At 73.0% G+C, this 25,326-nt stretch carries 24 protein-coding genes and 1 pseudogene; 15 read left to right on the forward strand and 10 right to left on the reverse strand.

The genetic code is table 11. From position 1 onward, the window contains the following. Nucleotides 1–83 precede the first annotated feature (83 nt). The 5 genes from BLT76_RS17255 to BLT76_RS17275 are packed head-to-tail and all read right to left on the reverse strand — an operon-like array spanning nt 84 to nt 6,388. Nucleotides 84–875, reverse strand: a complete 792-nt coding sequence (locus BLT76_RS17255; RefSeq protein ID WP_090858959.1) for an isocitrate lyase/PEP mutase family protein — start codon at nt 873–875, stop codon at nt 84–86. Between the two features lie 14 nt (nt 876–889). Next, on the reverse strand, nt 890–3,871 hold the full coding sequence (locus BLT76_RS17260; protein ID WP_090858962.1) for a bifunctional [glutamine synthetase] adenylyltransferase/[glutamine synthetase]-adenylyl-L-tyrosine phosphorylase: 2,982 nt from the start codon (nt 3,869–3,871) through the stop codon (nt 890–892). Beyond that, nucleotides 3,868–4,596 (reverse strand): type 1 glutamine amidotransferase, encoded by a 729-nt coding sequence (locus BLT76_RS17265; RefSeq protein WP_090858965.1) that lies wholly within the window; start codon nt 4,594–4,596, stop codon nt 3,868–3,870. The genes BLT76_RS17260 and BLT76_RS17265 overlap by 4 nt, the downstream gene beginning before the upstream one ends. Next, a complete protein-coding gene (locus BLT76_RS17270) occupies nt 4,596–5,936 on the reverse strand; it encodes a glutamine synthetase family protein (protein ID WP_090858968.1) in 1,341 nt (446 codons plus the stop codon). The genes BLT76_RS17265 and BLT76_RS17270 overlap by 1 nt, the downstream gene beginning before the upstream one ends. 20 nt (nt 5,937–5,956) lie before the next feature. Beyond that, entirely contained in the window at nt 5,957–6,388 is a 432-nt protein-coding gene (locus tag BLT76_RS17275; protein ID WP_090858971.1) for a hypothetical protein, read from the reverse strand. A gap of 43 nt (nt 6,389–6,431) precedes the next feature. Between BLT76_RS17275 and BLT76_RS17280 the strand changes: the two genes are divergently transcribed. After that, on the forward strand, nt 6,432–7,118 hold the full coding sequence (locus tag BLT76_RS17280) for a response regulator transcription factor (RefSeq protein ID WP_090858974.1): 687 nt from the start codon (nt 6,432–6,434) through the stop codon (nt 7,116–7,118). A gap of 2 nt (nt 7,119–7,120) precedes the next feature. Continuing rightward, a complete protein-coding gene (locus BLT76_RS17285) occupies nt 7,121–8,425 on the forward strand; it encodes a HAMP domain-containing sensor histidine kinase (RefSeq protein ID WP_090858977.1) in 1,305 nt (434 codons plus the stop codon). An 18-nt stretch (nt 8,426–8,443) separates the two neighbouring features. Here the strand turns inward: BLT76_RS17285 and BLT76_RS17290 are convergent, their stop codons facing one another. Both BLT76_RS17290 and BLT76_RS17295 read right to left on the reverse strand, forming a co-directional pair. Next, a complete protein-coding gene (locus tag BLT76_RS17290) occupies nt 8,444–8,824 on the reverse strand; it encodes a hypothetical protein (RefSeq protein ID WP_090858979.1) in 381 nt (126 codons plus the stop codon). 37 nt (nt 8,825–8,861) lie between these two features. Then, nucleotides 8,862–9,236, reverse strand: a complete 375-nt coding sequence (locus tag BLT76_RS17295) for a hypothetical protein (protein WP_139175642.1) — start codon at nt 9,234–9,236, stop codon at nt 8,862–8,864. Nucleotides 9,237–9,410: 174 nt separating this feature from the next. Between BLT76_RS17295 and BLT76_RS17300 the strand changes: the two genes are divergently transcribed. After that, on the forward strand, nt 9,411–10,931 hold the full coding sequence (locus tag BLT76_RS17300) for a sulfatase family protein (protein WP_090858985.1): 1,521 nt from the start codon (nt 9,411–9,413) through the stop codon (nt 10,929–10,931). Nucleotides 10,932–10,943: 12 nt separating this feature from the next. Here BLT76_RS17300 and BLT76_RS17305 read toward each other — a convergent pair whose 3' ends face one another. Beyond that, the gene (locus BLT76_RS17305; protein WP_090858988.1) at nt 10,944–11,915 is read right to left on the reverse strand and encodes a formylglycine-generating enzyme family protein; all 972 of its coding nucleotides are present in this window, start codon (nt 11,913–11,915) and stop codon (nt 10,944–10,946) included. Between the two features lie 561 nt (nt 11,916–12,476). On the opposite strand from BLT76_RS17305, the gene BLT76_RS17310 reads away from it, so the two are divergent. From BLT76_RS17310 to BLT76_RS17320, 3 genes and pseudogenes are all read left to right on the forward strand, one after another. Continuing rightward, nucleotides 12,477–12,689 carry a hypothetical protein gene (locus BLT76_RS17310; protein ID WP_090858990.1) on the forward strand — a complete coding sequence of 71 codons (213 nt, stop codon included), beginning with the start codon at nt 12,477–12,479 and terminating at the stop codon, nt 12,687–12,689. 18 nt (nt 12,690–12,707) lie between these two features. Next, nucleotides 12,708–13,739, forward strand: a pseudogene (locus BLT76_RS17315) (HNH endonuclease signature motif containing protein); the annotation flags it as partial. Between the two features lie 2 nt (nt 13,740–13,741). Further along, the gene (locus BLT76_RS17320; protein WP_090858996.1) at nt 13,742–14,362 is read left to right on the forward strand and encodes an alpha-ketoglutarate-dependent dioxygenase AlkB; all 621 of its coding nucleotides are present in this window, start codon (nt 13,742–13,744) and stop codon (nt 14,360–14,362) included. Between the two features lie 10 nt (nt 14,363–14,372). On the opposite strand, the gene BLT76_RS17325 is transcribed toward BLT76_RS17320, so the two are convergent. Together BLT76_RS17325 and BLT76_RS17330 are read right to left on the reverse strand one after the other, a co-directional pair. Further along, a complete protein-coding gene (locus BLT76_RS17325; protein WP_090859000.1) occupies nt 14,373–16,400 on the reverse strand; it encodes an NAD(+) synthase in 2,028 nt (675 codons plus the stop codon). A gap of 46 nt (nt 16,401–16,446) precedes the next feature. Continuing rightward, a complete protein-coding gene (locus BLT76_RS17330; RefSeq protein ID WP_139175645.1) occupies nt 16,447–17,268 on the reverse strand; it encodes a hypothetical protein in 822 nt (273 codons plus the stop codon). Between the two features lie 395 nt (nt 17,269–17,663). Here BLT76_RS17330 and BLT76_RS17335 point away from each other — a divergent pair, with 395 nt between their 5' ends. The 9 genes from BLT76_RS17335 to BLT76_RS17375 all read left to right on the forward strand — a co-directional run bounded on the left by BLT76_RS17335 (nt 17,664) and on the right by BLT76_RS17375 (nt 25,175). Continuing rightward, entirely contained in the window at nt 17,664–18,152 is a 489-nt protein-coding gene (locus BLT76_RS17335) for a VOC family protein (RefSeq protein ID WP_090859006.1), read from the forward strand. A 10-nt stretch (nt 18,153–18,162) separates the two neighbouring features. After that, nucleotides 18,163–18,492: an antibiotic biosynthesis monooxygenase family protein gene (locus BLT76_RS17340; RefSeq protein ID WP_090859009.1), complete on the forward strand. Its 330-nt coding sequence runs from the start codon at nt 18,163–18,165 to the stop codon at nt 18,490–18,492. Nucleotides 18,493–18,555: 63 nt separating this feature from the next. Further along, the gene (gene panB, locus BLT76_RS17345; protein ID WP_244509451.1) at nt 18,556–19,404 is read left to right on the forward strand and encodes a 3-methyl-2-oxobutanoate hydroxymethyltransferase; all 849 of its coding nucleotides are present in this window, start codon (nt 18,556–18,558) and stop codon (nt 19,402–19,404) included. A 97-nt stretch (nt 19,405–19,501) separates the two neighbouring features. Then, nucleotides 19,502–20,404 (forward strand): ABC transporter ATP-binding protein, encoded by a 903-nt coding sequence (locus tag BLT76_RS17350; RefSeq protein ID WP_090859016.1) that lies wholly within the window; start codon nt 19,502–19,504, stop codon nt 20,402–20,404. Further along, nucleotides 20,401–21,177, forward strand: coding sequence for an ABC transporter permease (locus BLT76_RS17355; RefSeq protein ID WP_090859019.1), 777 nt, complete (start codon nt 20,401–20,403; stop codon nt 21,175–21,177). Before BLT76_RS17350 ends, BLT76_RS17355 begins: the two co-directional genes overlap by 4 nt. 14 nt (nt 21,178–21,191) lie before the next feature. Next, on the forward strand, nt 21,192–22,286 hold the full coding sequence (locus tag BLT76_RS17360; protein ID WP_090859023.1) for a sensor histidine kinase: 1,095 nt from the start codon (nt 21,192–21,194) through the stop codon (nt 22,284–22,286). After that, on the forward strand, nt 22,283–22,891 hold the full coding sequence (locus BLT76_RS17365) for a response regulator transcription factor (RefSeq protein WP_090859026.1): 609 nt from the start codon (nt 22,283–22,285) through the stop codon (nt 22,889–22,891). The genes BLT76_RS17360 and BLT76_RS17365 overlap by 4 nt, the downstream gene beginning before the upstream one ends. Nucleotides 22,892–22,935: 44 nt before the next feature. Continuing rightward, nucleotides 22,936–23,967, forward strand: coding sequence for an ATP-dependent 6-phosphofructokinase (locus BLT76_RS17370; protein ID WP_090859028.1), 1,032 nt, complete (start codon nt 22,936–22,938; stop codon nt 23,965–23,967). A 17-nt stretch (nt 23,968–23,984) separates the two neighbouring features. Next, complete coding sequence (locus BLT76_RS17375; RefSeq protein ID WP_090859031.1) at nt 23,985–25,175, forward strand: PQQ-dependent sugar dehydrogenase; 1,191 nt, start codon at nt 23,985–23,987, stop codon at nt 25,173–25,175. Nucleotides 25,176–25,326 lie beyond the last annotated feature (151 nt).

The following is a 25,326-nucleotide window of genomic DNA, read 5'->3' on the forward strand; positions in this document are numbered from 1 at the left end:
CAGAAAGGGAGGGCCGAGTCAGCACTACTGGTGCTGACTTGGCCCTCCCTTTCTGGTGACCCGGCGGGCGTGGGGGGGGTGGGTCAGTTGAGGATGCGCATGGTGCTGGGGACGCCACCGCCGCGGTGGACGTCCTCGACCAGCTCCTGGAGGGCGGTGAGGGCGACGTTCTGGGACATCGGGCCGTAGGAGACGCGGGCGACGCCGAGCTCCTCGAGGCGCTCCAGGGACGGGATGCCGGGGATGCCGATGAGGGTCAGCTTCTGGGGGCCGAAGGCCTCGACCAGGGTGGTCACCTGCGCCTCGTCGAGCCGGCCGGGGACGAAGACGACCGGGGCACCGGCGTCGAGGAACGCCTTGCCGCGCTCGACGGCGTCCTTCAGCACGTCGGCCGGGTCGCGGTCGCCGGCCTTGACGAAGGCGTCGGTGCGGGCGTTGAGGACGAAGTCCGGCACACCCTCGGCCTCGGCGGCCCTGATGATCGCCTCGACGTTCGCGGCGGCCTCGGCCAGCGGACGCATCTGGTCCTCGATGTTGGCGCCGACGACGCCGATGCCGATGGCCTGGCGGATCGTCTCGGCGGGGTCGCCGTACCCGCCCTCGAGGTCGGCGCTGACCGGGAGGTCGGTCGCCTTCACGATCCGCTCGACGGCCTCGAGCATCAGCTCGCGGGGGATGTTCTCGCCGTCGGGATAGCCGTACGACGCGGCGATGGAGTGGCTCGCGGACGCGAGCGCGGTGGTGCCGGGGACGTCGGCGACGACGGTCGCGCTGATGACGTCCCAGACGTTCACGACGGTGAGCAGGGTCGGGTCGCGGTGCAGCCCGAGCAGCTGGGTGGCCTTGGAAGCGGTGCCTGATGAGGGGTCGGTCATACGGCCGACGCTACTCAGGTCTCCCAGAACACCCGGTCCACGACCGCGCGGGCCAGCCGGGTGTAGCGCAGGTGGTCGTTGAGCATCGCCTCCGACTCCCCCGGCCCGTAGCCCAGGATGCTCGCCACCGCCGCCCGCTCGCGCGGGTCGCGGGGCAGCTGGTCGCTGGGCTTGCCGCGCACCAGGGTGACCGCATTGCGCACCCGGCTGACCCGCCGCCAGGCCTGCTGCAGCACGGCGGCGTCGTCCTCGTCGACCAGTCCGGCCTCGCGGGCCGCGGCCAGCGCCGGCATCGTGCGCGGCGTGCGCAGCCCCGGCACCTCGCCCGAGAACCGCATCTGCAGCAGCTGGACGGTCCACTCGATGTCGGCCAGTCCACCGCGGCCGAGCTTGAGGTGGGTGTGCGGGTCGGCGCCCCGGGGCAGCCGCTCCTGGTCGACGCGGGCCTTGATGCGTCGTACCTCGAAGACGTCCTCCTCGGAGATCCCGCCGGCCGGGAAGCGCAGCGGGTCGACGAGCTCCTCGAAGCGGCGCCGCAGGTCGGGGTCGCCGACGACCGCGTCGGCGCGCAGGAGCGCCTGCGCCTCCCAGACCTTCGACCACTTCGCGTAGTAGGCCGCGTACGACGACAGCGTGCGGGTCAGCGGCCCCTGCTTGCCCTCGGGCCGCAGGTCGGCGTCGACCAGCAGCGGCGGGTCGCCACCCGGCAGCGCGAGCAGCCGACGCAGCTCGTTCGCCACCGCGTTCGCGTACGACGACGCCTGCTGCGCGTCGGCCCCCTCGACCGGCTCGTGCACGAACAGCACGTCGGCGTCGCTGCCGTAGGACAGCTCGAAGCCGCCGTACCGGCCCATCGCGACGACCGCGAGCCGGGTCGGGGCCTCGTCCAGCTTCCGCTGCGCCCGCACGGCCGAGCCCGCGATCGCCAGGGTCGCCTCGAGGGTCGCGTCGGTGAGCCGGGACAGGCCGGCGCCGACGTCGGCGACGTCGGTCAGCGCGAGCAGGTCGCCGGCCGCGATCCGCAGCAGCTCGCGCCGGCGCACCGCCCGGACGGCCCGGACCGCCTTCTCGGGGTCGCCCTGCCGGGCTGCGCTCGCGAGCATCTCCTCGGTCAGCGCCTCGGCCGCCAGCGGCGCGAGCGACTCGCCGAGCATCCGCACGCCCTGCGGCTCGCGCTCGAGCAGCGCGGTCGCGTAGCGGGACGTGGCGAGCACGTGGGCCAGCCGGGTGGCGACCTCGCCCTCGTCGCGCAGCGTGGCCAGGAACCACGGCGTCTCGCCGAGCGACTCGCTGATCCGCCGGAACCCGAACAGCCCGGCGTCGGGGTCGGGCCCCTCGGCGAACCACTGCAGCATCGCCGGCAGCAGCGCCCGCTGGATGTTGGAGCGGCGGCTGACCCCGCTGGTCAGCGCCTCCAGGTGCCGCAGCGCGGCCTGCGGGTCGAGGTAGCCGAGCGCCCCGAGCCGCTTGACCGCCGCCTCCGGGGAGAGCCGTACGTCGTGCCCGGGCAGCGCCGCCACAGCCGAGAGCAGCGGCCGGTAGAACAGCTTCACGTGCAGCCGGCGCACCTCGCGCCGGTGGTGCGCCCAGGTCTTCTCGAGCGTCTCGACCGGCGCCTTCAGGAACCCCATGCTGCGGCCCAGCCGGCGCAGCGACGGCTCATCGGCGGGCACCACGTGGGTACGACGGAGCTGGTCGAGCTGGATCCGGTGCTCCAGGGTGCGCAGGAACTCGTAGGCCTCGTGCAGGGCGATGCCGTCCTCACGGCCGACGTACCCGCCGTCGGTGAGGTGGGCCAGCGCGCTGAGCGTCGTGGGCGAGCGGATCGACTCGTCGGCCCGGCCGTGCACCAGCTGCAGCAGCTGGACGGCGAACTCGACGTCGCGCAGCCCGCCCGAGCCGAGCTTGAGCTGCCGCTCGGCGTCCTTGGCGGGGATGTGGTCGACGACGCGGCGCCGCATGGCCTGGGTGTCCTCGACGAACCCCTCGCGCTCGGCCGCGCTCCACACCAGCGGCGCGACCAGCTCGACGTACTCCTGGCCCAGGGCGAGGTCGCCGGCGACCGGCCGGGCCTTCAGCAGCGCCTGGAACTCCCAGGTCTTCGCCCAGCGCTCGTAGTAGGCCCGGTTGCTGGCCAGGGTGCGGGTGAGCGGCCCCTGCTTGCCCTCCGGGCGCAGGTTGGCGTCGACCGGCCAGATGGTGCCCTCGCGGGTGTGGTCGCCGCAGATCCGGATCAGGTGGCTCGCCAGCTGGGTGGCCACCCTGAGCGCGGCGTTCTCGGGCGCCCCCTCCACCGGCTCGTGGACGAAGACCACGTCGACGTCGGAGACGTAGTTGAGCTCGTGGCCGCCGCACTTGCCCATCGCGATCACGGCCAGCCGGACCTGGCCGGCTGTCTCCCCCACCCGCTGCCGGGCGACGGCGAGCGCCGCCTCCAGGGTGCCGGCGGCCAGGTCGGAGAGCTCGGCCGCGGCGTCGTCGAGCCCCAGGTCGTGGGTCAGGTCGCGCGCGGCCAGCCGCAGCAGCACCCGGCGGTACTCCACCCGTAGCGCGTCCACGGCGTCCGCGTCGGGCACCGTCGCCGTGGGGGTCGGGTCCTGCGGGTCGGCGCCGACCACCCGCAGCAGGCCCGCTCGTACGGCGAAGGCCGGGGGCCGGGTCGACCCCAGGGTCGGGTCGGTCAGCTCGAGCCAGTGCTCGGGGTGCCGGGCCAGGTGGTCGCCGAGGGCCTGGCTGGCGCCGAGCACGCCCAGCAGCCGCATCGCCGTGCCCTCGTCGTCGCAGAGCGTCCGGAGCATCACGGCCGGGTCGTCGAGCGCCTCGGCCAGCCGCACCAGCGCGCCCAGCGCCCGGCTCGGGTCGGCGGTGCGGGCCAGCAGCGCGAGCAGGCAGTCGGCGGCGTCGTCGCCGAGCCGGGCCAGGTCGGCCTGCGCCGCCTCGGTGTCGTCGAAGCCCAGCCGGAGCAGGTTGCCCTTGCTCGTGGCCGCCCGCATCATGACGGCGACACCCGGGCGGCCACCCGCGCGAACCCGTGGGCCAGCGGCGCCCAGGTAGCCTCCAGCTCCGCCGCGGCCGCCTCGACCGCGCCCAGCAGCTCCGCCTGGTCGATCCCGGCCGCCTCGTGGGAGCCCGCGTCGTCGGCGGCCCAGCGGCCGAGGATCTCGTGGTCGACCTCGGGGTGCAGCTGCAGGCCCCACGCCCGGGGCCCGAACCGGAGCGCCTGCACCTCCCCGGCAGGCGCCGTCGCCAGCAGCACGGCGCCGGGCGGCGGCTCGACCACCACGTCGTTGTTCCAGTGCGCCCCACGAGCCGGCGCGGGCGCCTCGGCGAGCGGGCCGAACAGCTCGTCGGTCGCGGCCTCGGCGGTCCAGCCGACCTCGAGCAGGCCGAGCTGCTGGCCGGCGGGGTTGCGTCGTACGACGCCGCCGAGGGCGCTGCTCACCAGCTGGTGACCGAGGCAGATCCCCAGCAGCGGGACCCCGTCGGCGACCGCCGCCCGCGCCAGCGCCTTGGTCGGCGCCAGCCAGGCGTGCTCGGCGTCATCGTCGGCGCCCATCGAGCCGCCGAGCACCAGCAGCGCGTCGTGGTCGGCCAGGGTCGCCGGCAGGTCGTCGCCGGCGTACGGGCGTCGTACGTCGAGCTGCGCGCCGGCGTCGGCCAGCCACCCGCCGACCAGGGCCGGCGGGCAGTCGTCCTCGTGCTGGACGACCAGGATCGGCATCAGATGACCGGGAGCATCCGGTCACGCTCGAAGGCGGAGACCTGGCCGCGGTACTCGTCCCACTCCGCGCGCTTGTTGCGCAGGAAGAAGTCGAAGACGTGCTCGCCCAGGGTCTCGGCGAGCAGCTCGGAGTCCTCGGCGATGGCGATCGCCTCGTTGAGGCTGCGCGGCAGCGGCTCGATGCCGAGCGCCTTGCGCTCGCGCTCGGTCAGCGACCAGACGTCGTCCTCGGCCTCGCGCGGGAGCTCGTAGCCCTCCTCGATGCCCTTCATGCCCGCGGCCAGCATCACGGCGAACGCGAGGTAGGGGTTGCAGGCGGCGTCGAGGGTGCGCAGCTCGACCCGGGTCGACGGGCCCTTGTTGGGCTTGTACATCGGGACCCGGATCATCGCCGAGCGGTTGTTGTGGCCCCAGCAGATGTACGACGGCGCCTCGCCGCCGAACATCAGCCGCTTGTAGCTGTTGACCCACTGGTTGGTGACCACCGTGATCTCCGGCGCGTGCCGGAGCAGGCCGGCGATGAACTGCCGGCCGGTCTGGGAGAGCTGGTACTCGGCGCCGGCCTCGTAGAAGGCGTTCTGGTCGCCGTCGAAGAGCGAGACGTGGGTGTGCATGCCCGAGCCGGGGTGGGTCGTGAACGGCTTCGGCATGAAGCTGGCCCAGATGTCCTGGCCGAGCGCCACCTCCCGGATGACGGTGCGGAAGGTCATGATGTTGTCGGCGGTGCTGAGCGCGTCGGCGTACCGCAGGTCGATCTCCTGCTGGCCCGGGCCGCCCTCGTGGTGGCTGAACTCCACCGAGATCCCCATCGCCTCGAGCATGGTGATCGCCTCGCGGCGGAAGTCGGCGCCGTGCGACTGAGCGGTGTGGTCGAAGTAGCCGCTGCGGTCGACCGGGATCGGGTCGGCGCCCGCGACCGGGCTGTCCTTGAAGAGGTAGAACTCGATCTCGGGGTGCGTGTAGAAGGTGAAGCCCTTCTCCGCGGCCTTGCCGAGGGTGCGCTTGAGGACGTGGCGCGGGTCGGCGTACGACGGGGAGCCGTCGGGCATCACGATGTCGCAGAACATCCGGGCCGTCGACGGGCCCTCACCCGTGCGCCACGGGAGGATCTGGAAGGTCGACGGGTCCGGCTTGGCCAGCATGTCGGCCTCGTAGACCCGGGCGAAGCCCTCGATCGCCGAGCCGTCGAAGCCGATCCCCTCCGCGAACGCGCCCTCGAGCTCGGCCGGGGCCACCGCGACGGACTTCAGGAAGCCCAGCACGTCGGTGAACCAGAGCCGGACGAACCGGACGTCGCGCTCTTCGAGTGCGCGGAGTACGAAGTCTTCCTGCTTGCCCATGGCTGCAGCGTAGTGGTCGCTCAGTCGCCTTCGAGCACGTGCTCCTCGCGGTCCGAGACCGTCGGCCGGCCCCGGTTGCAGAACACCTCGATCTCGATCGAGCGCGGGCCCTGCGAGAACACCGCGTCGATGTCGTCGTCGGGCTCGGTCTCGAAGCTGACCACCTGCCAGCCGGCGGCGGCGTCGGGGCGCGCCTCGATGCCGTGCGCGACGGTGCCGCGGCACTCCACGACGAGCGCGCCGAACTCGTCGTCCAGCTCGGTGCGCACCCGCTGGGCGTCCGGGTCGGCGCTGGGGGTGGCGGCGAGGTCGGCGGGCGGCAGCGCCGTGCCCACCTGGCCACGGTCACGCACCCCGGCGCCCGCGCTGGTCACCGCGAGCACGCCGACCGTCACCGCGAGCGCCGCGGCGACCACCCAGGCCAGGGCGTAGCGCAGCGCTCGTGAGGTCACGCGCCCACGCTAGACGGTGGGTGGGCTCCGCTACGGTCTCGGTGTGGCGCAGGTGCTGATCATCGAGGACGACGCCCGGATCCGGCCCCTGCTGATGAAGGCGCTCGGCGAGCGGGGGTACGCCGTCGCCTCGGCCTCCACCGGCATGCAGGGCCTGTCGATGGCCGTCGAGAACCGTCCCGACCTGGTGATCCTCGACCTCGGCCTGCCCGACATCGACGGCACCCAGGTGCTGACCATGCTCCGCGCCGTCAGCGACGTCCCGGTGATCGTGGCCAGCGCCCGCGACGACGACCCGTCGCTGGTCGGCTGCCTCGACGCGGGCGCCGACGACTACGTCGTCAAGCCCTACACGACCACTCAGCTGGAGGCGCGGATCCGCGCGGTGATGCGCCGTGCGGGCGGGACCGCCGAGGCTCGCGGACCGCTGACGGTCGGCGGGCTGGAGATCGACGTACCCGGGCGGCGGGCGTCGCTGGATGGGGTCGCGCTCGACCTGTCGCCGCGCGAGTTCGACCTGCTGCGCCACCTCGCCGAGCACGCGGGCGAGGTGGTCACCAAGCGGCAGCTGCTGACCGACGTATGGCACCAGGCCTGGGGCGGGTCCGACAAGACCGTCGACGTCCACCTGTCCTGGCTGCGCCGCAAGCTCGGCGAGACCGCCGCCGACCCGCGCTACCTGCACACGGTGCGCGGCGTCGGCGTACGCCTCGCGGCGCCCGAGGCCTAGCCGTGCGCCGCAGCCTGATCACCACCGTCGCGGCGGCGGTCGCGATGGTGCTGCTCGCGATGCTGGTGCCGATGGCGGTGCTGCTGCGCGACTACGCCCTGGAGGACCGGCTCTCGCGGGCCGCGCTGGAGGTGCAGGCCACCGAGGCCGCCGTGTCGCGCTACGGGACCGACCGCGGCGACCTCCAGCAGTACGTCGAGAGCATCAACCGCGGCGACGGCGTCCGCACGACCGTGCTCTACCCCGACGAGATCAGCGTCGGTCCGGACCCGGGCGAGGACTACGACACGGTGCGGGCCCGCAACACCGGCCAGGCCCGGATCGCCGACGTCGACGACGGGGTCGAGTTCCTGGTGCCGGTCTCGCTCGGCGGCAGCTCCGCCGCTCCCGGGGACACCCCGGTGATCCGGGTCGTGGTCGAGCGACCCGGGCTGGAGTCGGGGATCGTGCGCAGCCTCGTGGTGCTGCTGCTCCTGGGTCTGGTGCTGCTGGTGGGCGCGCTGGTGCTGGCCGACCGGCTGGGCCGCTCGTTCGTGCAGCCGGTCCGCGCGCTGGCGGCGTACGCCCAGCAGCTCGGCGACCGGCGGCGACCGGAGCCCGTCGTACCAGCGGGGCCGCCGGAGGTCCGGGAGCTCGCTACGGCGCTGAACCGGCTGGTCGGGCGGATCGAGGTGCTGCTCGAGCGGGAGCGGGCCGGGGTCGCCGACGTCTCGCACCGGCTGCGCACCCCGATCACCGCGCTGCGGCTGCGCATCGAGGGCGTCGCCGACCCCGCCGAGCGCGATCGGCTCGCCGGCGACCTCGACGAGCTGGAGGCGATGGTCGAGCACGTCGTCCGCGAGGCCCGGCGCTCCGAGCGCGAGGGCCTGGTCGCCTCCTGCGACGCCCTCGCGGTGGTGGCCGAGCGAGCCCGGTTCTGGGAGCCGCTGGCCGAGGACCAGGGCCGCGCCTTCACCCTCGCCGTCGACCCCGGGGTCGCGCTCGTACAGGCCGCCGAGGAGGACCTGCGCGCCCTGGTCGACGTGCTGCTCGACAACGTCTTCACCCACACCCCGGAGGGGGCGGCGGTCCGGGTGAGCGGCCGGCTCCGCGACGCCGGCGGGGCGGTCCTGTCCGTCGAGGACGACGGAGCCGGCTTCCCCGACGGACTCGACGTCGTCGGACGCGGTACGTCGGGCGCCGGCTCGACCGGGCTGGGGCTCTCCATCGTCGACAAGACCGCCACCGAGTCCGGTGGCGGTCTGTCGGTCGGGTCGTCCCCGTCGGGCGGCGGACGGGTCGTCGTGGAGCTCGGCCCGCCCGCCTAGATCACTAGCCCTCGTGGATCAGCGCACGACGATCTTGGCGCTGCACTTCTGGGTGCTGCCGACCCGCTTCGCGGAGAACCGGAAGGTGTCCTTGCCCTTCGTGTTGCGGGCGAACCGCTCGAGGTCGAGGTCGCCCTCGTAGTCGGCGGTGCGAGTGACCTTGGCGATCCGCTTGCCGTCGTGGCGGACGGCCACGACCCACTGGGAGCCGGGGGTCACGCGGTCGAGGTCGACGTTGACCTCGAAGCCGCGGCCCTCGCGGTCGACGGAGAGCTCGTAGCTGCCGGTGCCGCAGCGGCCGTGCCGCTCGACGTCGGCGCTGGCCGGCATGGTGGTCGCGACCAGGGCGGTGGCGGGGACGGCCGCGAGGGTGAGGGCGGCGATGGTCTTCTTCAGCATGGGGATCTCTTCTCGCTCGGTGTCTCGTGGGTGGGGATCAGCGGGTGAGGCGGGCGACGCAGGGCTCGCCGCCCTCGGGCGTGGCGGTCACGGTGAACTCGTCGCCGTCGTCGCCGTTCGCGGGGACGTCGACGTCGAGCTCGGCGTCCTCGTCAGTGGTCCGGGAGCCGTCGAGGAGGGTGCGGTCGCCCTGCTCGACCAGGACCTGCCAGGTCTCGCCGGCGTTGGCGGCCTGCAGCTCGAAGGTCACCTCGACCTGCCCGTCCTCGTCCTCGACGGCCAGCTCGTAGGCATTGCCGCCGCAGGTGTCGCGGACGGAGGTCTCGTCGTCGCCGCCGAGCGCCAGCCAGGCACCCAGCCCGACCGCCACCAGGACGGCGACGGCCGCGACGGCCAGTACGGCCTTCTTCATGTTCACTCCCGGGGTTCGTGTCGATCTGACCCCCGAAGGTTCGCGCGGCGCGCGCTAAGCGCGAACCAGGCGATCGCTAACGGCAGGTAAAGCCGACCACCCGTAATCCGCCCGCAGCGGCCCGGCCGGGGATACGGTGGCGGTCGCTGTCCCCCACCTGTGCGAGGCCGTCCCGTGAGCTCCACCCGTCCCGTCGTCGCCGGCACCGCGATCACCGCGCTCGCCGCGCTCGCCGTCACCGGCCTGGCCTTCCCGGCGCCTGCGGGCGCCCCCGACCCGGCCGGCCGGGCCGCGGAGGCCGTCGTACCGCTGGACGGCGCCGTTCGTACGACGGCGCCGGAGCGGAAGGGTCCGCGACCGAACATCCTGATGTTCACCGTCGACGACATGACGATCGGCGACCTGCCCTACCTGCCCAACCTGAACCGCTACCTGGTCAGGAAGGGCACCACCCTCACCCAGGGCACCGCGCCGACGCCGATCTGCGTGCCGGCGCGGGCCAGCCTGCTCACGGGGCAGTACGCCCACAACCACGGCGCGCTGACCATCGAGGGCACCGGCGGCGGCTTCGACGCGTTCCGCGACGCGAACACGCTGCCGGTGTGGCTGCGCCGCGCCGGCTACGACACGTTCTTCTCGGGCAAGTACCTCAACGGCTACGGCATGGACGACCCCCGCTACATCCCGCCGGGGTGGACCGGGTGGCGCGGGTCGGTCGACATGAGCACCTACGGCTTCTACAACACCCGCTACAACATCAACGGCGATGTCGTCACGAAGTCCGCGCACAACTCCGACGTGCTCAACGGCTTCACCACGAAGGTGATCGGCGAGCGCGCGAAGAAGCGCAAGCCGTGGTTCATGTGGACCAACTTCGTCGCCCCGCACCACGGCGGTCGGCACGAGTCGGACGACCCCTCGACCGACCTGCTGAAGACGACGATGCCGGCCGCGCGCGACCGCAATACCTTCCGCGACCTCGACCTTCCGCGTGACCCGGAGATGTGGAAGGCGGGCGGCAGCCCGTGGGCGAAGCCGCCGGCGTCGCCGGCGTTCAAGCGGGCGGTGCGCGAGGCCAACCAGCAGCGGATCGAGTCGCTGCAGTCCGTCGACGACGCGGTCGGCGCGGCGGTGCGGAAGCTGCGTCGTACGGGGCAGCTGAGGAACACCTACCTGATCTTCACCTCCGACAACGGCTTCCTGGTCGGCCACCACAACAAGGACGGCAAGCTGGTCCCGTTCGACCGGTCGCTGCGGGTGCCGATGGTCGTGCGCGGCCCGGGGATCCCGAAGAACCGCCGGGTCGCGACGCCGACCACCAACCCCGACATCCCGGTCACCATCGCGGCCATCGCCGGCGCCAGGCCGGGCCGCAAGGTCGACGGGGTGAACGTGCTGCCCTACTGGCGCTCGCGCACCGACTACGTCCGCCCTATCCCGATCGAGGCCTACCCGGTGAAGGGCGGTCGCGGCCGGATCTACTCCGGCATCCGCTACGGCCAGTGGACCTACGTGCTGCTGCCCAGCGGCAAGGAGGTGCTCTTCAACCGGGCCACCGACCCCGGCGAGCTGAAGAACGTGGTCCGCAAGAGGAAGTACCGCTCCACCGTGCGCGAGCTGCGCCGGCTGAACCGGGGCTACCGCGACTGCGCCGGCGCGACGTGCCCGGGCACGGAGACCTTCACCGCGCGCTGATCGCGTGTCCGGCTAGGCGTCGTTGGCGCAGCGGAAGCCCAGGTTGCCCGACGTCGAGTCGGGGTACGACGACGACCGCGCGGCCACCCGGTAGCGGTGGCAGTAGGAGTCGTGGCACAGGTACGACCCGCCGCGCATCACCCGGGTCTCCCCCGCATCGGGCCCGGTCGGGTTGTCGGGACCGAACGCCGTCGCGGTGTCGACGGCGAACCAGTCCGCGCACCACTCCCACGCGTTCCCGCTCATCTGGAACAGGCCGTAGCCGTTCGGCGCGAACGCCTTGACCGGCGCGGTCGTCGCGTAGCCGTTCTCCGCGGTGTTCACGGTCGGGAAGGTGCCGGTGAAGATGTTGACCGGCCACCGCCCGCGCGGCCGCAGCTCGTCGCCCCAGGCGAACCGCGCCCGGTCCAGCCCGCCGCGGGCCGCCTTCTCCCACTCCGCCTCGGTCGGCAGCCGCTTGCCCGCCCACGCGCAGTAGGCCAGCGCGTCGTCGTACGAGACGTGCACGACGGGGTGGTTCTGCCGCTTGGTCACGTCGGAGGCCCGGCCCTCGGGGTGCCGCCAGCTCGCCCCCGTCACCGCCAGCCACCACGGCGTCGCCTCGGGCCGGCCGACGACGTCCGACCCGTCGCCGTCGTACGCGAGGTGGAAGACGGCCGAGTAGCCCTCGCGCTCCGCCGTCGTTACGTGGCCGGTGGCCTTCACGAACGCCGCGAACGCCTGGTTGGTCACCGCCGTCACGTCGATCCGGAACGCGTCGACCTGCACCACGCGCGCCGGCCCCTCGCCGTCGCCGGGGTAGGCCTCGTCGTGCGTGTCCCCCATCCAGAACTCCCCCGCCGGCACCAGCACCTGCCCCTTGGTGCTGGGCGTGCCGGTCGTCCTCGGGCGCTCCGCCGGCCCTCGCGTCGTGGTGGCGTAGGTGAGGTCCGGGAGCTGCGCCGCGGGGCTCGGGGCCGCGCAGCAGGACGGTGTCTCCTCCATCCCGCCACGGTGCCACACATCGTCCCGCGACATCCCAACCCATCGCTGGTTGAGGTGCGAAGGCCGCCAGGCCTGAGCCTCGAAACCCCGTGAGAAGACGTACGGCACCGAGCGTGCCCTCCGCTCGCCCGACGGGCTGCGGCCCGCGCCCCGCGCTGGTTGAGGTGCGAAGGCCGCCAGGCCTGAGCCTCGAAACCCCGTGAGAAGACGTACGGCACCGAGCGTGCCCTCCGCTCGCCCGACGGGCTGCCCGCGCCCCACGCAGGTTGAGGTGCGAAGGCCGCCAGGCCTGAGCCTCGAAACCCGGCGAGTCGACGTACGGCGCCGAGCGTCCCCTCGGATCGTCCGACGGGCTGCGGGTCAACGGCCGGGTGGCGGGGTGGGCCCTGGGTGATCGTGGAGTCTGGCACGCACCCGGTACGTGCCAGACTCCACGATCATGGGCGTCTCCACCTGCCTGTGGACGGGGTCGGATATCTGTGATCGGACCGTGACCCGGGAGGCCCGTCACTCACAGGCCGAGCGCCCCGAATTGTCGGTGGTCACCGCTTGGGTGGACGTATGTCAGCCAGCCGCCACGCGCCCCCGCACCCGGTCCCCGGGCTGCTGGCACGCACCGGCGACAACGTCGCCGCTCTCCGCGACGCCTGGCTGGTCAACCTCTCCGCCGACGAGACCGGACGCGCGCTCATCGAGGCCGACCGGCTCCAGTCCCAGCTCACCGAGCTGCAGGCTCGGCTGGCTGCGCACGCCGATGCCGTCGACACCGTCTGACCGTCCGGAGCGACCTCGACGGCGAACTGGCTGGCGGTCGCCACCCGGCAGACCCGGACGTCGACCCATCGGCTGATGCGGCTCGCCGACGCGCTCGACCGCGAGCTGTACGAGCCGGTCCGCCACGCCCTCGCCGAGGGCGCCGTGAACCCCGAACAGGCACTGGTGATCACCGACGCCGTCGACGCGCTGCCCGCCGAGGTGACCGACCACGTTCGGGAGAAGGCCATCGGGATCCTCCTCGACGACGCGCGCCACCATGACGCGAAGGACCTGCGGCGGATCGGCAAACGGATCCTCGACGTCGTCGCCCCCGAGATCGGCGAGGCCCACGAAGCCAAGCTCCTCGCCGCCGAGGAGCACCGCGCACTCGCGTCCGCGCGGGTGACGATGTCCGACGACGGGCACGGCACCACCTACGGACGGTTCCAGGTCCCCACCGCTACCGGTGACACCCTCCGCAAGATGCTCACCGCCATCGCCGCCCCCAAGCGCCACACCGGCGCCGACCATGGCGACGATCATGGCAAGGTCCGCCGGCCGGGGCCGGAGCGGATGGGCCGGGCGTTCGTCGAGCTCCTCGACCGGGTCCCCGCCGACACGCTGCCCAAGGCCGGCGGCGTCAACGCCACCGTCGTCGTGACGATCGTGCTGGAGGACCTGAGGCGAGAGAGCGCGGTCGGGACCCTCGACACTGGCCACCGCCTCTCCGCCCACGCCATCCGGCGATTGGCCTGCGAGGCCGGCATCATCCCCGCCGTCCTCGACGGTGACGGCCAGGTCCTCGACCTCGGCCGCACGAGGCGGTTCCACAACCGGGCCCAACGCACCGCGATGGCCGTCCGCGACCGGGGCTGCACCACCGAGGGGTGCGACGTCCCACCCTGGCTGTGCCACGCCCACCACGACGACCCCTGGTCGCAGGGCGGCAGCACCGACGTCACGACCGGACGCCTGCTCTGCCCACGACATCACCAGCACGCCCACGACCCGACGTACGAGATCCGGCACCTGCCCGGCGGCAAGGTCGCCTTCCACCGGAGGACGTAGCCATGCCCAGTGAGCACCAGCCCAGCCTCTTCGCCTCCGACGAGCCGAGCGTCGACGCGGCGTTCACGACTGCGCGCCGGATCGTCCTCGACGAGCACTCGTGGGTCGAGGTCGTGCCCGGCTGGCTGAGCGGCGCGGACGCGCTGTTCGACGACCTGATGACCACGGCCGGATGGGAGCAGCGCGACCGGTGGATGTACACCCGCCGAGTGGTCGAGCCGCGCCTGACCGCGCAGTACCCGCGCCTCGCCGATGCCCCGCACCCGCTCCTCCACACCGCGGCGCAGGCACTCTCGGCGCACTACGGCGTGACGTACGACGGCCTCTGGATCAACCTCTACCGTGACCATCGCGACAGCACCGGGTGGCACGGCGACGGGGCGTCGACCCGCCGGCGCGAGTGCGTCGTACCCGTGCTCACGCTCGGGGCGCAGCGGCGCTTCCTGCTCCGGCCGGTCGGCGGCGGCCCTAGCACCGACCTCCGCCCGGTCGCCGGGGACCTCGTGGTCATGGGCGGCCGCTGCCAGACCGACTGGCGGCACTGCGTGCCGAAGCAGACGACGCCCTCCGGCCCGCGGATCAGCGTGAACTTCAGCGCGAGCGAGCAGGCGGTGCCCGACTGAAGGCGCCACGCTAGGAGGCTGGCACCCGATCCAGGTCGGCCAGCCAGGCGGCGGGTGAGGCGTCCGACGGCATCCGCCAGTCGCCCCGCGGCGACATGGTCCCGCCCGCGGAGACCTTCGGGCCGTTGGGGAGCGCCGAGCGCTTGAACTGCGAGGCGAAGAACCGGCGGATGAAGACGTCCATCCACCGCCGGATCTCGGCCAGGTCGTAGTCGATCCGACGGTGGTCCGGGAAGTTCGGCGGCCACCCACCGGTGGCGGCGTCGTGCCAGGCGTGCCAGGCCAGGAAGGCGATCTTCGAGGGGCGGTAGCCGTAGCGGACGACGTGGAAGAGGGTGAAGTCCTGCAGCGAGTACGGGCCGACCGAGGACTCTGTCGACTGCGGCACCCCGCCGGCGGCGGTGGGGATCAGCTCGGGCGTGATCTCCTGCTCGACGATCTTCTCCAGCACCTCGTCGGTCTCCGGACCGAACTGGTTCGTGCTCACGGCCCAGCGGATCAGGTGCTGGATGAGGGTCTTCGGGACCCCGGCGTTGACGTTGTAGTGCGACATCTGGTCGCCGACGCCGTACGTGCACCAGCCCAGCGCCAGCTCGGACAGGTCGCCGGTGCCGAGGACGATGCCGCCGCGGTGGTTGGCGAGCCGGAAGAGGTAGTCGGTGCGCAGGCCGGCCTGGACGTTCTCGAAGGTGATGTCGTAGACCTCCTCGCCGCCGGAGTAGGGGTGGCCGAGATCGGCGAGCATCTGCTCGGCCGCCGGGCGGATGTCGAGCTCCTCCATGGTGATGCCGAGCGAGCGGGCCAGCGCCCAGGCGTACCCCTTGGTCGTCTCGCCGGTCGCGAAGCCCGGCAGCGTGAAGCCGTGGATGTCGGTGCGCGGGCGTCCGAGGCGGTCCATCGCCTTGGCCGCCACGATCAGCGCGTGCGTCGAGTCGAGGCCGCCGCTGATGCCGATGACGATCTTGGGCTGGCCGATGGAGTTGAGCCGCTGCTCCAGCCCGGACACCTGGATGTTGTAGGCCTCGTAGCAGTCCTGGGCGAGGCGCTCGGCGTCGTCGGGCACGAACGGGAACCGGTCGACCTGGCGGCGTAGGCCGATGTCGCCGGTCGGCGGCGACAGCTCGAACTCGACCGTGCGGAAGTCCGGGGAGATCGTGCGGCGGTTGTCGTCGAAGGTGCCCGTGCGCAGCCGCTCCTGGCGGGTGCGGTCGAGGTCGACGTCCACGACCGTACGACGCGGGCCCTCCGGGAACCGGTCACTCTCCCCCAGGAGCTCGCCGTGCTCGTAGACCATCGTCTGGCCGTCCCACGACAGGTCGGTGGTCGACTCGCCCTGGCCCGCGGCGGCGTACACGTAGGTCGCCAGGCAGCGCGAGGACGCCGACCGCACCAGCAGCTGGCGGTCCTCGGCCCGGCCGACGGTGATCGGGCTGCCGGACAGGTTGGCCAGCACGGTCGCGCCCGCGAGCGCCGCCTCCGCGCTCGGCGGCACCGGCACCCACATGTCCTCGCAGACCTCGACGTGCAGCACCAGCCCGGTGACGTCGGTCGCGGCGAACAGCAGGTCGGGTCCGATCGGCACCTCCTGCCCCGCGAGCACCACCGTGCCCGACACGTCGTCGCCGGGGGCGAACCAGCGCCGCTCGTAGAACTCCCGGTAGGTCGGCAGGTACGACTTCACGGCCACGCCGAGCACGCGACCGCGGTGGACGACGACCGCAGCGTTGAGCACCCGGTTGCCGTGCAACAGAGGCGCGCCGACCACCAGCACCGAGGTCAGGTCGGTCGACTCCTCGACCAGCTCGGCCAGCGCGACCTGCACGGCGTCCAGCAGCGGGTCCTGCAGGAACAGGTCGTCGACGGCGTACCCGCTCAGGCACAGCTCCGGGAACACCGCCACCGCCACGCCCTCGTCGTGGCAGGCCCGTGCCTGCTCGACGACGGTGCGCACGTTCGTCGCCGGGTCGGCCACCGCGATCGGGATCGTGCAGGCCGCGACCCGGGCGTACCCGTGGGCGTAGGCGGAGAAGAAGTCCACGACGGGCAGTTTCGCAGAACGGCTGCCGGATCGGTGCACAGCAGGGTCAGCGAGCGAGGTCGGTGGCCACGTCCAGGCTCGCGAAGCCGTCCCGAGGCAGGTCCACGTCCATGACCCGCGCGAAAGTCCCCTCCAGGGGGCGCCAGGCCACCAGTCCTGGACCCCACTGCAGCAGCACGGTCTCCGGGTCGAGCCACTCGCCGTCACGGAAGGCACGGCGGTTTCGAGCGTTCAGGTGCAGGTGGGCGAGCAGCTCTGGGGTCGAGACCCCGACGACCACCAGATCAAGGGTCCGGTACGGCGACCTCTGCAGGGTCAGCAAGCCACGCCCACCCGCCACCTCCACTCCGACCAGCTGCTGCTCGCTCTGCGACCGCCGAAGCTCCGGCAGCTCCACCGCACCATGCGACACCTGCGTCCCGTCGAGCCACTCGATCGACTCCCATCGCCCGTCGTCGGTGGCCCGCCCCGACCACCACCGCCCGTCATCGGCTGCGGACGCCTCCCCGGAACGGAAGGAGAGTGTCGAGCGACGTCCGCTCAGGTCGAGCAGCTCGGTCCGGGGCCGATCTCCGAGGGCCACGACCAGGGACCTGCTGTCGTCCCGCCACTGGACCTCCGAGACCCATCGGCGAGCGCCGACGATCTCGCCCCGCCCCGTCCCGAGGTCGAGCAGGACGACCCCCGCACGCGACCGGCCGGCCCACCAACGCCCGTCGGGCGACAGGCTCCCGGCGCCGTACGTGTCGTGCCCCGGCCATATGGCGTCGTCGAGGCCGAGCTCGTCCATCGGCAGCACTCTCCACCGCCCATCGATCCCGTGCAGGAGCAGCGTCTCGCTGGCCCACCCGTCGACAGGCTCCGGCACGCGCTCGGCAGGGTGGTAGACGACCGTCGCGCGACCCGGCGGATCGTCGGCGAGTCGCGTGAGCCCGCTGATCGACGCCGGCACCCGACGCGGGAGCCGCGAGTCGAGCCACGGCCACGTCTGTACCTCATCGGGCGGCTCCTGGACTGCGACCACGACCCGCCGCTCGGGTCGCACCGGTCCAGGCCCCGGGTCCGGCGTACCCGAGCATGCGACGAGCAGCGCCACGAGGACCAGGCGTGCGCCGAGAAGGCGACGTCGTCGTCCGACGTTCGCCCTCCTGGTCAGCTCGCACTCGTCCATCGGACCTCCTCCGTCTCCGATCACCGTCGCACGGGGGGCCGACGGTTGGGGCGGGTTCGATGAGTTCCGTGACGGCCGGGAGTCTGACCCGCATGACCCTCACGACATCGATCAGCCCCTGCCTCTGGTTCGACGACCAGCTGGAGCAGGCGGCGGAGTTCTACACGAAGATCTTCCCGCGGTCCTCGATCGGCCACCTGGCGCGGTACGGCGACGCCGGGCCCGGCCAGCCGGGGACGGTGATGGCCGGCGAGTTCACGATCGACGGCATGACGTTCCGGGGCATCAACGGCGGTCCGATGTACGCCGAGTTCACGGAGGCGATCTCGTTCAGCATCGCGTGCAGCGACCAGACGGAGGTCGACTACTACTGGGACTCGCTCGTCGACGGCGGCGAGGAGTCGATGTGCGGGTGGCTGAAGGACCGCTTCGGGCTGTCCTGGCAGATCGTGCCGAACCGGCTCTACGAGCTGCTCGGCGACCCCGACCCGGCACGGGCCAACGCCGCCCAGGGCGCGATGCTGCAGATGCGCAAGATCGTGGTCGCCGACCTGGAGGCGGCCGCCGACGCCGTGGACTGAGAATGAGCGCATGAGCATCGCCAGCACGCCGGAGCCGCCGTACACCGCCGTGGTCTTCACGAGCCTGCGCACCGAGGGTGACCAGGGGTATGCGCGGATGGCGGAGCGGATGGACCTGCTGGCCCAGGAGCAGCCCGGCTACCTCGGGATCGAGGCGGCCCGGGACGCGGGCGGGCTCGGGATCACGGTGTCGTACTGGGTCGACGACGCCGCGGCTGCGGCGTGGAAGCAGGTCGCCGAGCACCTCGTCGCGCAGGAGCGCGGGCGCGACGTCTGGTACGCCGACTACCGCGTGCGCGTGGCCACCGTCACACGGGCCTACGGGCCCACCCGGAGCTAGCCTGGAGACAGTCCGTGGACTCCGTCAGGGAGCTGCGAGATGTCTGAGGAATGGAGCTCGACGATGAGCGAAGAGACGGCGCCGTACGGCACCGGGCCGGGCCAGGCGAGCAAGCCGGTCAAGCGGGTCCGCACCCATCACCTCCGGGAGATGAAGGAGCGCGGCGAGAAGTTCACGATGCTGACCGCCTACGAGCAGTACGCGGCGGAGATCTTCGACGAGGCCGGCATCGAGCTGCTGCTCGTGGGCGACAGCGCGTCCAACAACGTCTACGGCAACGAGACGTCGTTGCCGGTGACGGTCGACGAGCTGATCCCGCTCGTGCGGGCCGTGACCCGCTCGGCGAAGCGGTCCCTGGTCGTCGCCGACCTGCCGTTCGGGTCCTACCAGGCGTCCCCGGAGCAGGCCTACCTCACCGCGGTGCGGTTCATGAAGGAGGCGAACGCCCACTCGGTGAAGCTCGAGGGCGGGCTGCCGATGGTCCCTCAGGTCCGCAAGCTGGTCGAGGGCGGCATCCCGGTGATCGCCCACATCGGCTTCACGCCCCAGAGCGAGCACACCCTTGGCGGCTACCGGGTCCAGGGCCGCGGTGACGCCGCGAAGCTGCTGCTCGAGGAGGCTCGCGCGATGCAGGAGGCCGGTGCCTTCGCCGTCCTGATGGAGATGGTCCCGGGCGACGTCGCCGCCGACGTCACCGCCGCCCTCGACATCCCGACGATCGGCATCGGCGCCGGCAACCGCTGCGACGGCCAGGTGCTGGTCTGGCAGGACGCCTTCGGCCTGCGCGGCGGCCGGATGGCCCGCTTCGTCAAGCAGTACGCCGACCTCCGCACCGTGCTGCGTGACGCGGCGTCGGCGTACGCGGCGGACGTGAAGGCCGGCACCTTCCCGGCCGACGAGCACACCTTCTGAACGCAGGGGGCGACGCGTCCCGGGCCTGACATTTGTCATGCCCGGGACGTGATGCACGGCCGAGGGCCCCGGGTCCGGCGACGGCCACGCTGGAGGCATGAACCCGACCCCCGCCGTCGCCCTGAGCGGCGTCACCAAGACCTTCGGCGACGTCGAGGCCGTCCGCGGCATCGACCTGGAGCTCCGGCAGGGCGAGGTCGTCGCCTTCCTCGGCCCCAACGGCGCCGGCAAGACCACCACCATCGACCTGGTCCTCGGACTGTCCCGCCCGACCACCGGCACCGTCCGGGTGCTCGGGCTGGAGCCCCGCCAGGCGGTCGCCCGCGGCCTGGTCTCGGCCGTCATGCAGAGCGGCGGCCTGCTGAAGGACCTCACCGTCCGCGAGACCGTCGCCTACACCGCAGCGCTCTTCGCCGACGCCCGGCCCGTCGACCGCGTCATCGCCGAGGCCGGGATCGAGGACATCGCCGACCGACGCGTCGCGACGTGCTCGGGCGGCGAGCAGCAGCGGCTCCGGTTCGCGATGGCCCTGCTCCCCGACCCCGCGCTACTGCTCCTCGACGAGCCGACCACCGGAATGGACGTCGAGGGTCGCCGTACCTTCTGGTCGGCCATCCGGCGCGACGCCGGGCAGGGCCGCACCGTCCTCTTCGCGACCCACTACCTCGAGGAGGCCGACCAGTACGCCGACCGCATCGTGCTGGTCAGCCGCGGCCGGGTCGTCGCCGACGGCACCGGCTCCGAGATCAAGGCGCTCGCCTCCGGCCGCACCGTCCGGGCCACGCTCGCCGACGCCGACATCGAGAGGTACACCGAGGTCCTCGCGGCGCTCGGCGGCGTCGACGCGGTGGAGGTCCGCGGCGACACCCTGCTCGTGCACGCCAAGGACAGCGACGCGGTCGCCCGCTACCTGCTCACCGAGACCCCCGCCCGTGACCTGGAGGTCACGGCCCGCAACCTCGAGGACGCGTTCCTCAGCCTGACCGGAGACGCCCGATGACCACCTTCGACCCGACCACCCGCAGCACGCCGCGCCTCGGCGGGCTCAGCCCCGTCGTCCTGCGGATCGAGCTGCGCCGGATGCTGCGCAACCGCCGTACGGTCGTCTTCGCGATGCTCTTCCCCGCCGCCCTCTTCCTGTCCTTCGGCGGCCAGTCCGACTGGGCCGACCGGGTCGGCCACGGCAACGTCGCGGCCTACGTCATGGTCTCCATGGGCCTGTACGGCGCCGCGCTCACCGCCGCCTCCGCCGGCACCGCGGTGGCCACCGAGCGGGCGCTGGGCTGGTCGCGCCAGCTCCGGCTGACCCCGCTGAACCCGGGCGTCTACGTCGCGACCAAGGCCCTGCTCGCGCTGGTCCTCGGGGCGGTCGCCATCGGGGTGGTCAACGTCGTCGGACTCCTCCAGGGCAAGCCCGACATGCCGCTCGACGTCTGGGTCGAGTGCGCGCTGCTGACCCTGCTCTGCACCCTGGTCTTCGCCGCGCTCGGCGTGTTCGTCGGGTTCCTGGTCCCCGGCGAGAACGCCATGCAGGTGCTCGGCCCCGGCCTGGCCATCCTGTCCTTCCTCGGCAACGTGTTCATCCCGATGGACGAGGGCTCGACGATCTACCGGGTGGCCGAGTGGACGCCGATGTTCGGGGTCGCCGAGATCAGCCGCGCGCCGCTGACCGGCGACCTGTCCTGGCCGGCCGTGCTCAACGCGGTCGTCTGGCTCGCCGTGTTCGTCGCCGGTGCCGCGTGGCGGATGAGCCGGGACACGGCCCGGGTGTGACTACCGTTCGGTCCATGGACGACGACCGGCCGACCCGCCTCGACCGGCTGGGCCCGTTCTTCGCCTCCATCTGGCTGTTCTTCCTGCTCAACCCGCTCCTGGAGGCCTGGGCGCACCTCGACGAGGTGCGCGGCGTCGTCGGCCTGGTCGCCACGGTCGCCTTCGCGGCGTCGTACATGACCCTGTGGATCCGCGCCCGGGCCGACCGGCGACGGCTCATCGACACCCCGTCGGTGCGGTTCGCGGCGTCGTACCTCTCGCCGCTGGTCGTGCTCACCGCCGTGATGGTCGCGACGCTTGGGGAGCAGGGCCTGACCGGCGTCGTGTACGTCGCGGTCTCGTGCGTGATGGTGCTCCCCGGCCGAGCCGCGCTCGCCGTGGTCGTCGCGCTGGTCGTCGGTGCGCTCGCACTGAGCGCCGTCGAGGACTGGGGCAGCCAGGTCGGCCTCGCCTTCGCGGTGATGGCATCGTCGGTGGCGATCTCCGGGATGCGGACCGTGATGCGCCGCAACCTGGAGCTGCTCCGGATCGAGCAGGAGAACGCCCACCTCGCCGTCGAGAACGAGCGCACCCGCTTCGCCCGCGACCTGCACGACATCCTCGGCCACTCGCTGACCGTCATCACCGTGAAGGCGGAGCTCGCGCAGCGGCTGCTCGACATCGACCCCGCGCGGGCGCGCACCGAGCTGGCCGACCTGGAGCGGCTCAGCCGGGACGCGCTGTCCGACGTACGGCACGCGGTCGCGGGCTACCGCGACCTGACCCTGCCCGGCGAGCTCACCCGGGCCCGCAACGCGCTGGCCGCCGCCGAGATCGAGGCCCGGCTGCCCGGCTCGGCCGACGAGGTGCCGACCGAGCTGCGCGAGCTGTTCGCCTGGACCGTCCGCGAGGGCGTCACCAACGTCATCCGGCACTCGGGCGCGGGCTGCTGCGAGGTCGTGCTGACCCCGACCAGCGCCGAGGTGCGCGACGACGGACCGGGCCGGGGCGAGGCCGGCGTACCGGGCTCGGGCCTGACCGGGCTGCGCGAGCGCGCGGCCGCCGTGGGTGCCACGGTCGTCACCCGCCCCCTCGACCCCGGCTTCAGCCTCCGGGTGGTCCGCGCATGACCATCCGACTGCTGCTCGCCGACGACCAGGCCCTGGTCCGCGGCGCGCTGTCCGCGCTGCTCGGCCTCGAGTCCGACCTGGAGGTGGTGGCCGAGGTGGGGGCCGGCGACCTCGTGCTGCCCGCCGTCCTGGAGCACCGGCCCGACGTCGCCCTGCTCGACGTCGAGATGCCGGGGCTGGACGGCATCGCCGCCGCCGCGGAGGTACGACGGGCCGCCCCCGACACCCGCGTCCTCATCGTCACCACCTTCGGCCGGCCGGGCTACCTGCGCCGCGCGCTCCACGCCGGCGCCGCGGGCTTCGTCGTCAAGGACACGCCGGCCGCCCAGCTCGCGGACGCCGTACGACGGGTGCACGCCGGCCTGCGCGTCGTCGACCCGGCCCTCGCGACCGACAGCCTGGTCGCGGGCGAGTCGCCGCTGACCCCGCGGGAGACCGACGTGCTCCGGGCCGCGCGCGACGGCGCCAGCGTGGCCGCCGTCGCGAAGCGGCTCTTCCTGTCCGAGGGCACGGTCCGCAACCACCTCTCCGCGGCGATCGGCAAGACCGGCGCGGCCAACCGCGCGGAGGCGGTGATCACCGCCGAGGGGAACGGGTGGCTGTGACGCCCGGAGCGGAGAACGGCAGCCGGGGATGGGAGGCTGTCCCCATGAGGATCGGCCTGCTCACCAGTGGTGGCGACTGCCCCGGACTGAACGCCGTCATCCGCGGAGCCGTGCTCCACGGGATCAAGACCTACGGCCACGGCTTCGTCGGCTTCCGGCACGGCTGGCGCGGCGTGCTCGACGGCGACGTGATCGACCTGCCGCGCTCACGCGTGCGCGGGCTGGCCCGCGAGGGCGGGACCATCCTGGGCACGTCGCGCACGAACCCGATCGAGTCCCCCGGCGGCGGCGCCGAGTCGATCCGCCGGGTGATGGCCGAGCACGGCGTCGACGCGCTGGTGGCCATCGGCGGCGAGGGCAGCCTGGCCGGCGCCAAGCGGCTGTCCGACGCCGGCATCCCCGTGGTCGGCGTCCCCAAGACGATCGACAACGACCTCGACGGCACCGACTACACCTTCGGCTTCGACACCGCGGTCGAGATCGCCACCGACGCGATGGACCGGCTGCGGACCACCGGCGAGTCGCACCGGCGCTGCATGGTGGCCGAGGTGATGGGCCGCCACGTCGGCTGGATCGCGCTGCACTCCGGCATGTCCGCGGGCGCCCACGCCATCCTGATCCCCGAGCAGCGGGTGCCGATGGAGGAGCTGTGCGGCTGGGTGAGCGAGGTGCACGAGCGCGGCCGCTCGCCGCTGGTCGTGGTCGCCGAGGGCTTCGTCCCCGAGGGGTACGACGCCGGCCTGGCCGAGCGCGGGGTCGAGGGCGACGGCCGTCCCCGGCTCGGCGGCATCGGCGAGTACCTCACCGCCGAGATCGAGCGGATCACCGGCATCGAGACCCGCAACGCCATCCTCGGCCACGTCCAGCGCGGCGGCGCCCCGACCGGCTTCGACCGGGTGCTGGCCACCCGCTTCGGGATGGCGGCGGTCGACCTGGTCACCGACCGCGGCTGGGGCCAGATGGTGGCGATCCACGGCACCGAGGTCGTCCGGGTGCCGTTCGAGGAGGCCCTGGTCGGCCTCAAGACCGTCCCCCAGCACCGCTGGGACGAGGCCAAGGCACTCTTCGGGCGCTAACGGGTTACCGGCGGGCCATGCGCACCCGTCTCGGAATCGCCGTCCTCGCAACGACCGCCGCCGTCGGCCTCGGCCTCGTCCTGTCCCCGGTCCCCAGCGGGGCCGCCCCGCCGGCGGACCGGGGGGCCGCAGCCGCCTCGGCCGAGCGGGCCGTCGTACCCGCCCTCAAGGTGCGGCGCGTCGTCGGCGGCCTCGACAAGCCGTGGGACGTGCGGCCGGTCGGCGGCGGGCGGCTGCTCTTCACCCAGCGCGACCGGGCGACGGTGTCGCTCTGGACCGGCGGGCGCACACGCACGGTCCGCGGGTTCCCCAGCAACCGCGTGTGGACCTCCGGCGAGACCGGCCTGATGGGCCTGGAGCTGGACCGCAACTTCGCCAAGAACCGCCGGATCCTGACCTGCCAGGGCGGTTTCACCGCCGGCGGCGGGCACGACGTCGGCGTCTACGCGTGGCGGTTGAACAAGAGCCTGACCCGGGTGGTCGCCGGCAAGAAGCTGCTCGGCGGGTTCCCGACGACGTCCGGCCGGCACGGCGGCTGCCGTCTGCTGGCCCTGCGGGACGGCTCGCTGGTCGTCGGCACCGGCGACGCGGCGGTCGGCACCAACCCGCGCGACCTGACCTCGCTCGGGGGCAAGACGCTGCGGCTCAACGCGACCTCGGGCAAGCCGTGGCGGACCAACCGGTTCATCAAGGCGGCCAACCGCAACAAGCGCTACGTCTTCACCTTCGGCCACCGCAACGTCCAGGGCCTCGACGTCCAGCCCGGCACCGGCCGGCTGTGGTCGGTCGAGCAGGGCACCGGCCGCGACGACGAGGTCAACCGTCTCGTCCGCGGCGGCGACTTCGGCTACGACCCGGTCCCCGGCTACAACGAGAGCGTCCCGATGACCGACCCGGGTCTGCCGGGCAAGCAGTACCGCGCCACCTGGACCTCCGGCGACCCCACCATCGCCACCTCCGGCGGCGGGTTCATCTCGGGTCGCCGGTGGGGCGCGTACGACGGCACCTTCGCCGTCGCCGCCCAGAAGGGCGAACGGGTCCTCTTCCTGTCGGTGAAGGGCAAGAGGCTGCAGAAGGTCCGCGAGCCCGCCGCCCTGAAGCGCTACGGCCGGATCCGCACCGTCGTCGATGGTCCCGGCGCCGTCTTCTACGTCACCACCGACAACGGCGGCGGCAACGACGTCATCCTCGCCGTCCGCCCCGGCTGACGCAGCTCGGCCCGCTCACGCTGGTCGAGGTACGAGCGCAGCGAGCCTCGACCCACCGCCGCAGGTCGACCCGCTCACGCGCTGGTTGAGGTGCGAGCGCAGCGAGCCTCGAAACCCGGTGCGCCGACAGTCGGCCTCGATCAAGGCCGAC

Source organism: Nocardioides lianchengensis, assembly GCF_900101465.1.
GTDB lineage: Bacteria > Actinomycetota > Actinomycetes > Propionibacteriales > Nocardioidaceae > Nocardioides > Nocardioides lianchengensis.

Coding starts and splice junctions, on each gene's coding strand:
- BLT76_RS17255 (WP_090858959.1), bottom strand. CDS start 875: ATGACCGACCCCTCATCAGGCACCGCTTCCAAGGCCACCCAGCTGCTC.
- BLT76_RS17260 (WP_090858962.1), bottom strand. CDS start 3,871: ATGATGCGGGCGGCCACGAGCAAGGGCAACCTGCTCCGGCTGGGCTTC.
- BLT76_RS17265 (WP_090858965.1), bottom strand. CDS start 4,596: ATGCCGATCCTGGTCGTCCAGCACGAGGACGACTGCCCGCCGGCCCTG.
- BLT76_RS17270 (WP_090858968.1), bottom strand. CDS start 5,936: ATGGGCAAGCAGGAAGACTTCGTACTCCGCGCACTCGAAGAGCGCGAC.
- BLT76_RS17290 (WP_090858979.1), bottom strand. CDS start 8,824: ATGCTGAAGAAGACCATCGCCGCCCTCACCCTCGCGGCCGTCCCCGCC.
- BLT76_RS17295 (WP_139175642.1), bottom strand. CDS start 9,236: ATGAAGAAGGCCGTACTGGCCGTCGCGGCCGTCGCCGTCCTGGTGGCG.
- BLT76_RS17305 (WP_090858988.1), bottom strand. CDS start 11,915: ATGGAGGAGACACCGTCCTGCTGCGCGGCCCCGAGCCCCGCGGCGCAG.
- BLT76_RS17310 (WP_090858990.1), top strand. CDS start 12,477: ATGTCAGCCAGCCGCCACGCGCCCCCGCACCCGGTCCCCGGGCTGCTG.
- BLT76_RS17320 (WP_090858996.1), top strand. CDS start 13,742: ATGCCCAGTGAGCACCAGCCCAGCCTCTTCGCCTCCGACGAGCCGAGC.
- BLT76_RS17335 (WP_090859006.1), top strand. CDS start 17,664: ATGACCCTCACGACATCGATCAGCCCCTGCCTCTGGTTCGACGACCAG.
- BLT76_RS17340 (WP_090859009.1), top strand. CDS start 18,163: ATGAGCATCGCCAGCACGCCGGAGCCGCCGTACACCGCCGTGGTCTTC.
- panB (WP_244509451.1), top strand. CDS start 18,556: ATGAGCGAAGAGACGGCGCCGTACGGCACCGGGCCGGGCCAGGCGAGC.
- BLT76_RS17350 (WP_090859016.1), top strand. CDS start 19,502: ATGAACCCGACCCCCGCCGTCGCCCTGAGCGGCGTCACCAAGACCTTC.
- BLT76_RS17355 (WP_090859019.1), top strand. CDS start 20,401: ATGACCACCTTCGACCCGACCACCCGCAGCACGCCGCGCCTCGGCGGG.
- BLT76_RS17360 (WP_090859023.1), top strand. CDS start 21,192: ATGGACGACGACCGGCCGACCCGCCTCGACCGGCTGGGCCCGTTCTTC.
- BLT76_RS17365 (WP_090859026.1), top strand. CDS start 22,283: ATGACCATCCGACTGCTGCTCGCCGACGACCAGGCCCTGGTCCGCGGC.
- BLT76_RS17370 (WP_090859028.1), top strand. CDS start 22,936: ATGAGGATCGGCCTGCTCACCAGTGGTGGCGACTGCCCCGGACTGAAC.
- BLT76_RS17375 (WP_090859031.1), top strand. CDS start 23,985: ATGCGCACCCGTCTCGGAATCGCCGTCCTCGCAACGACCGCCGCCGTC.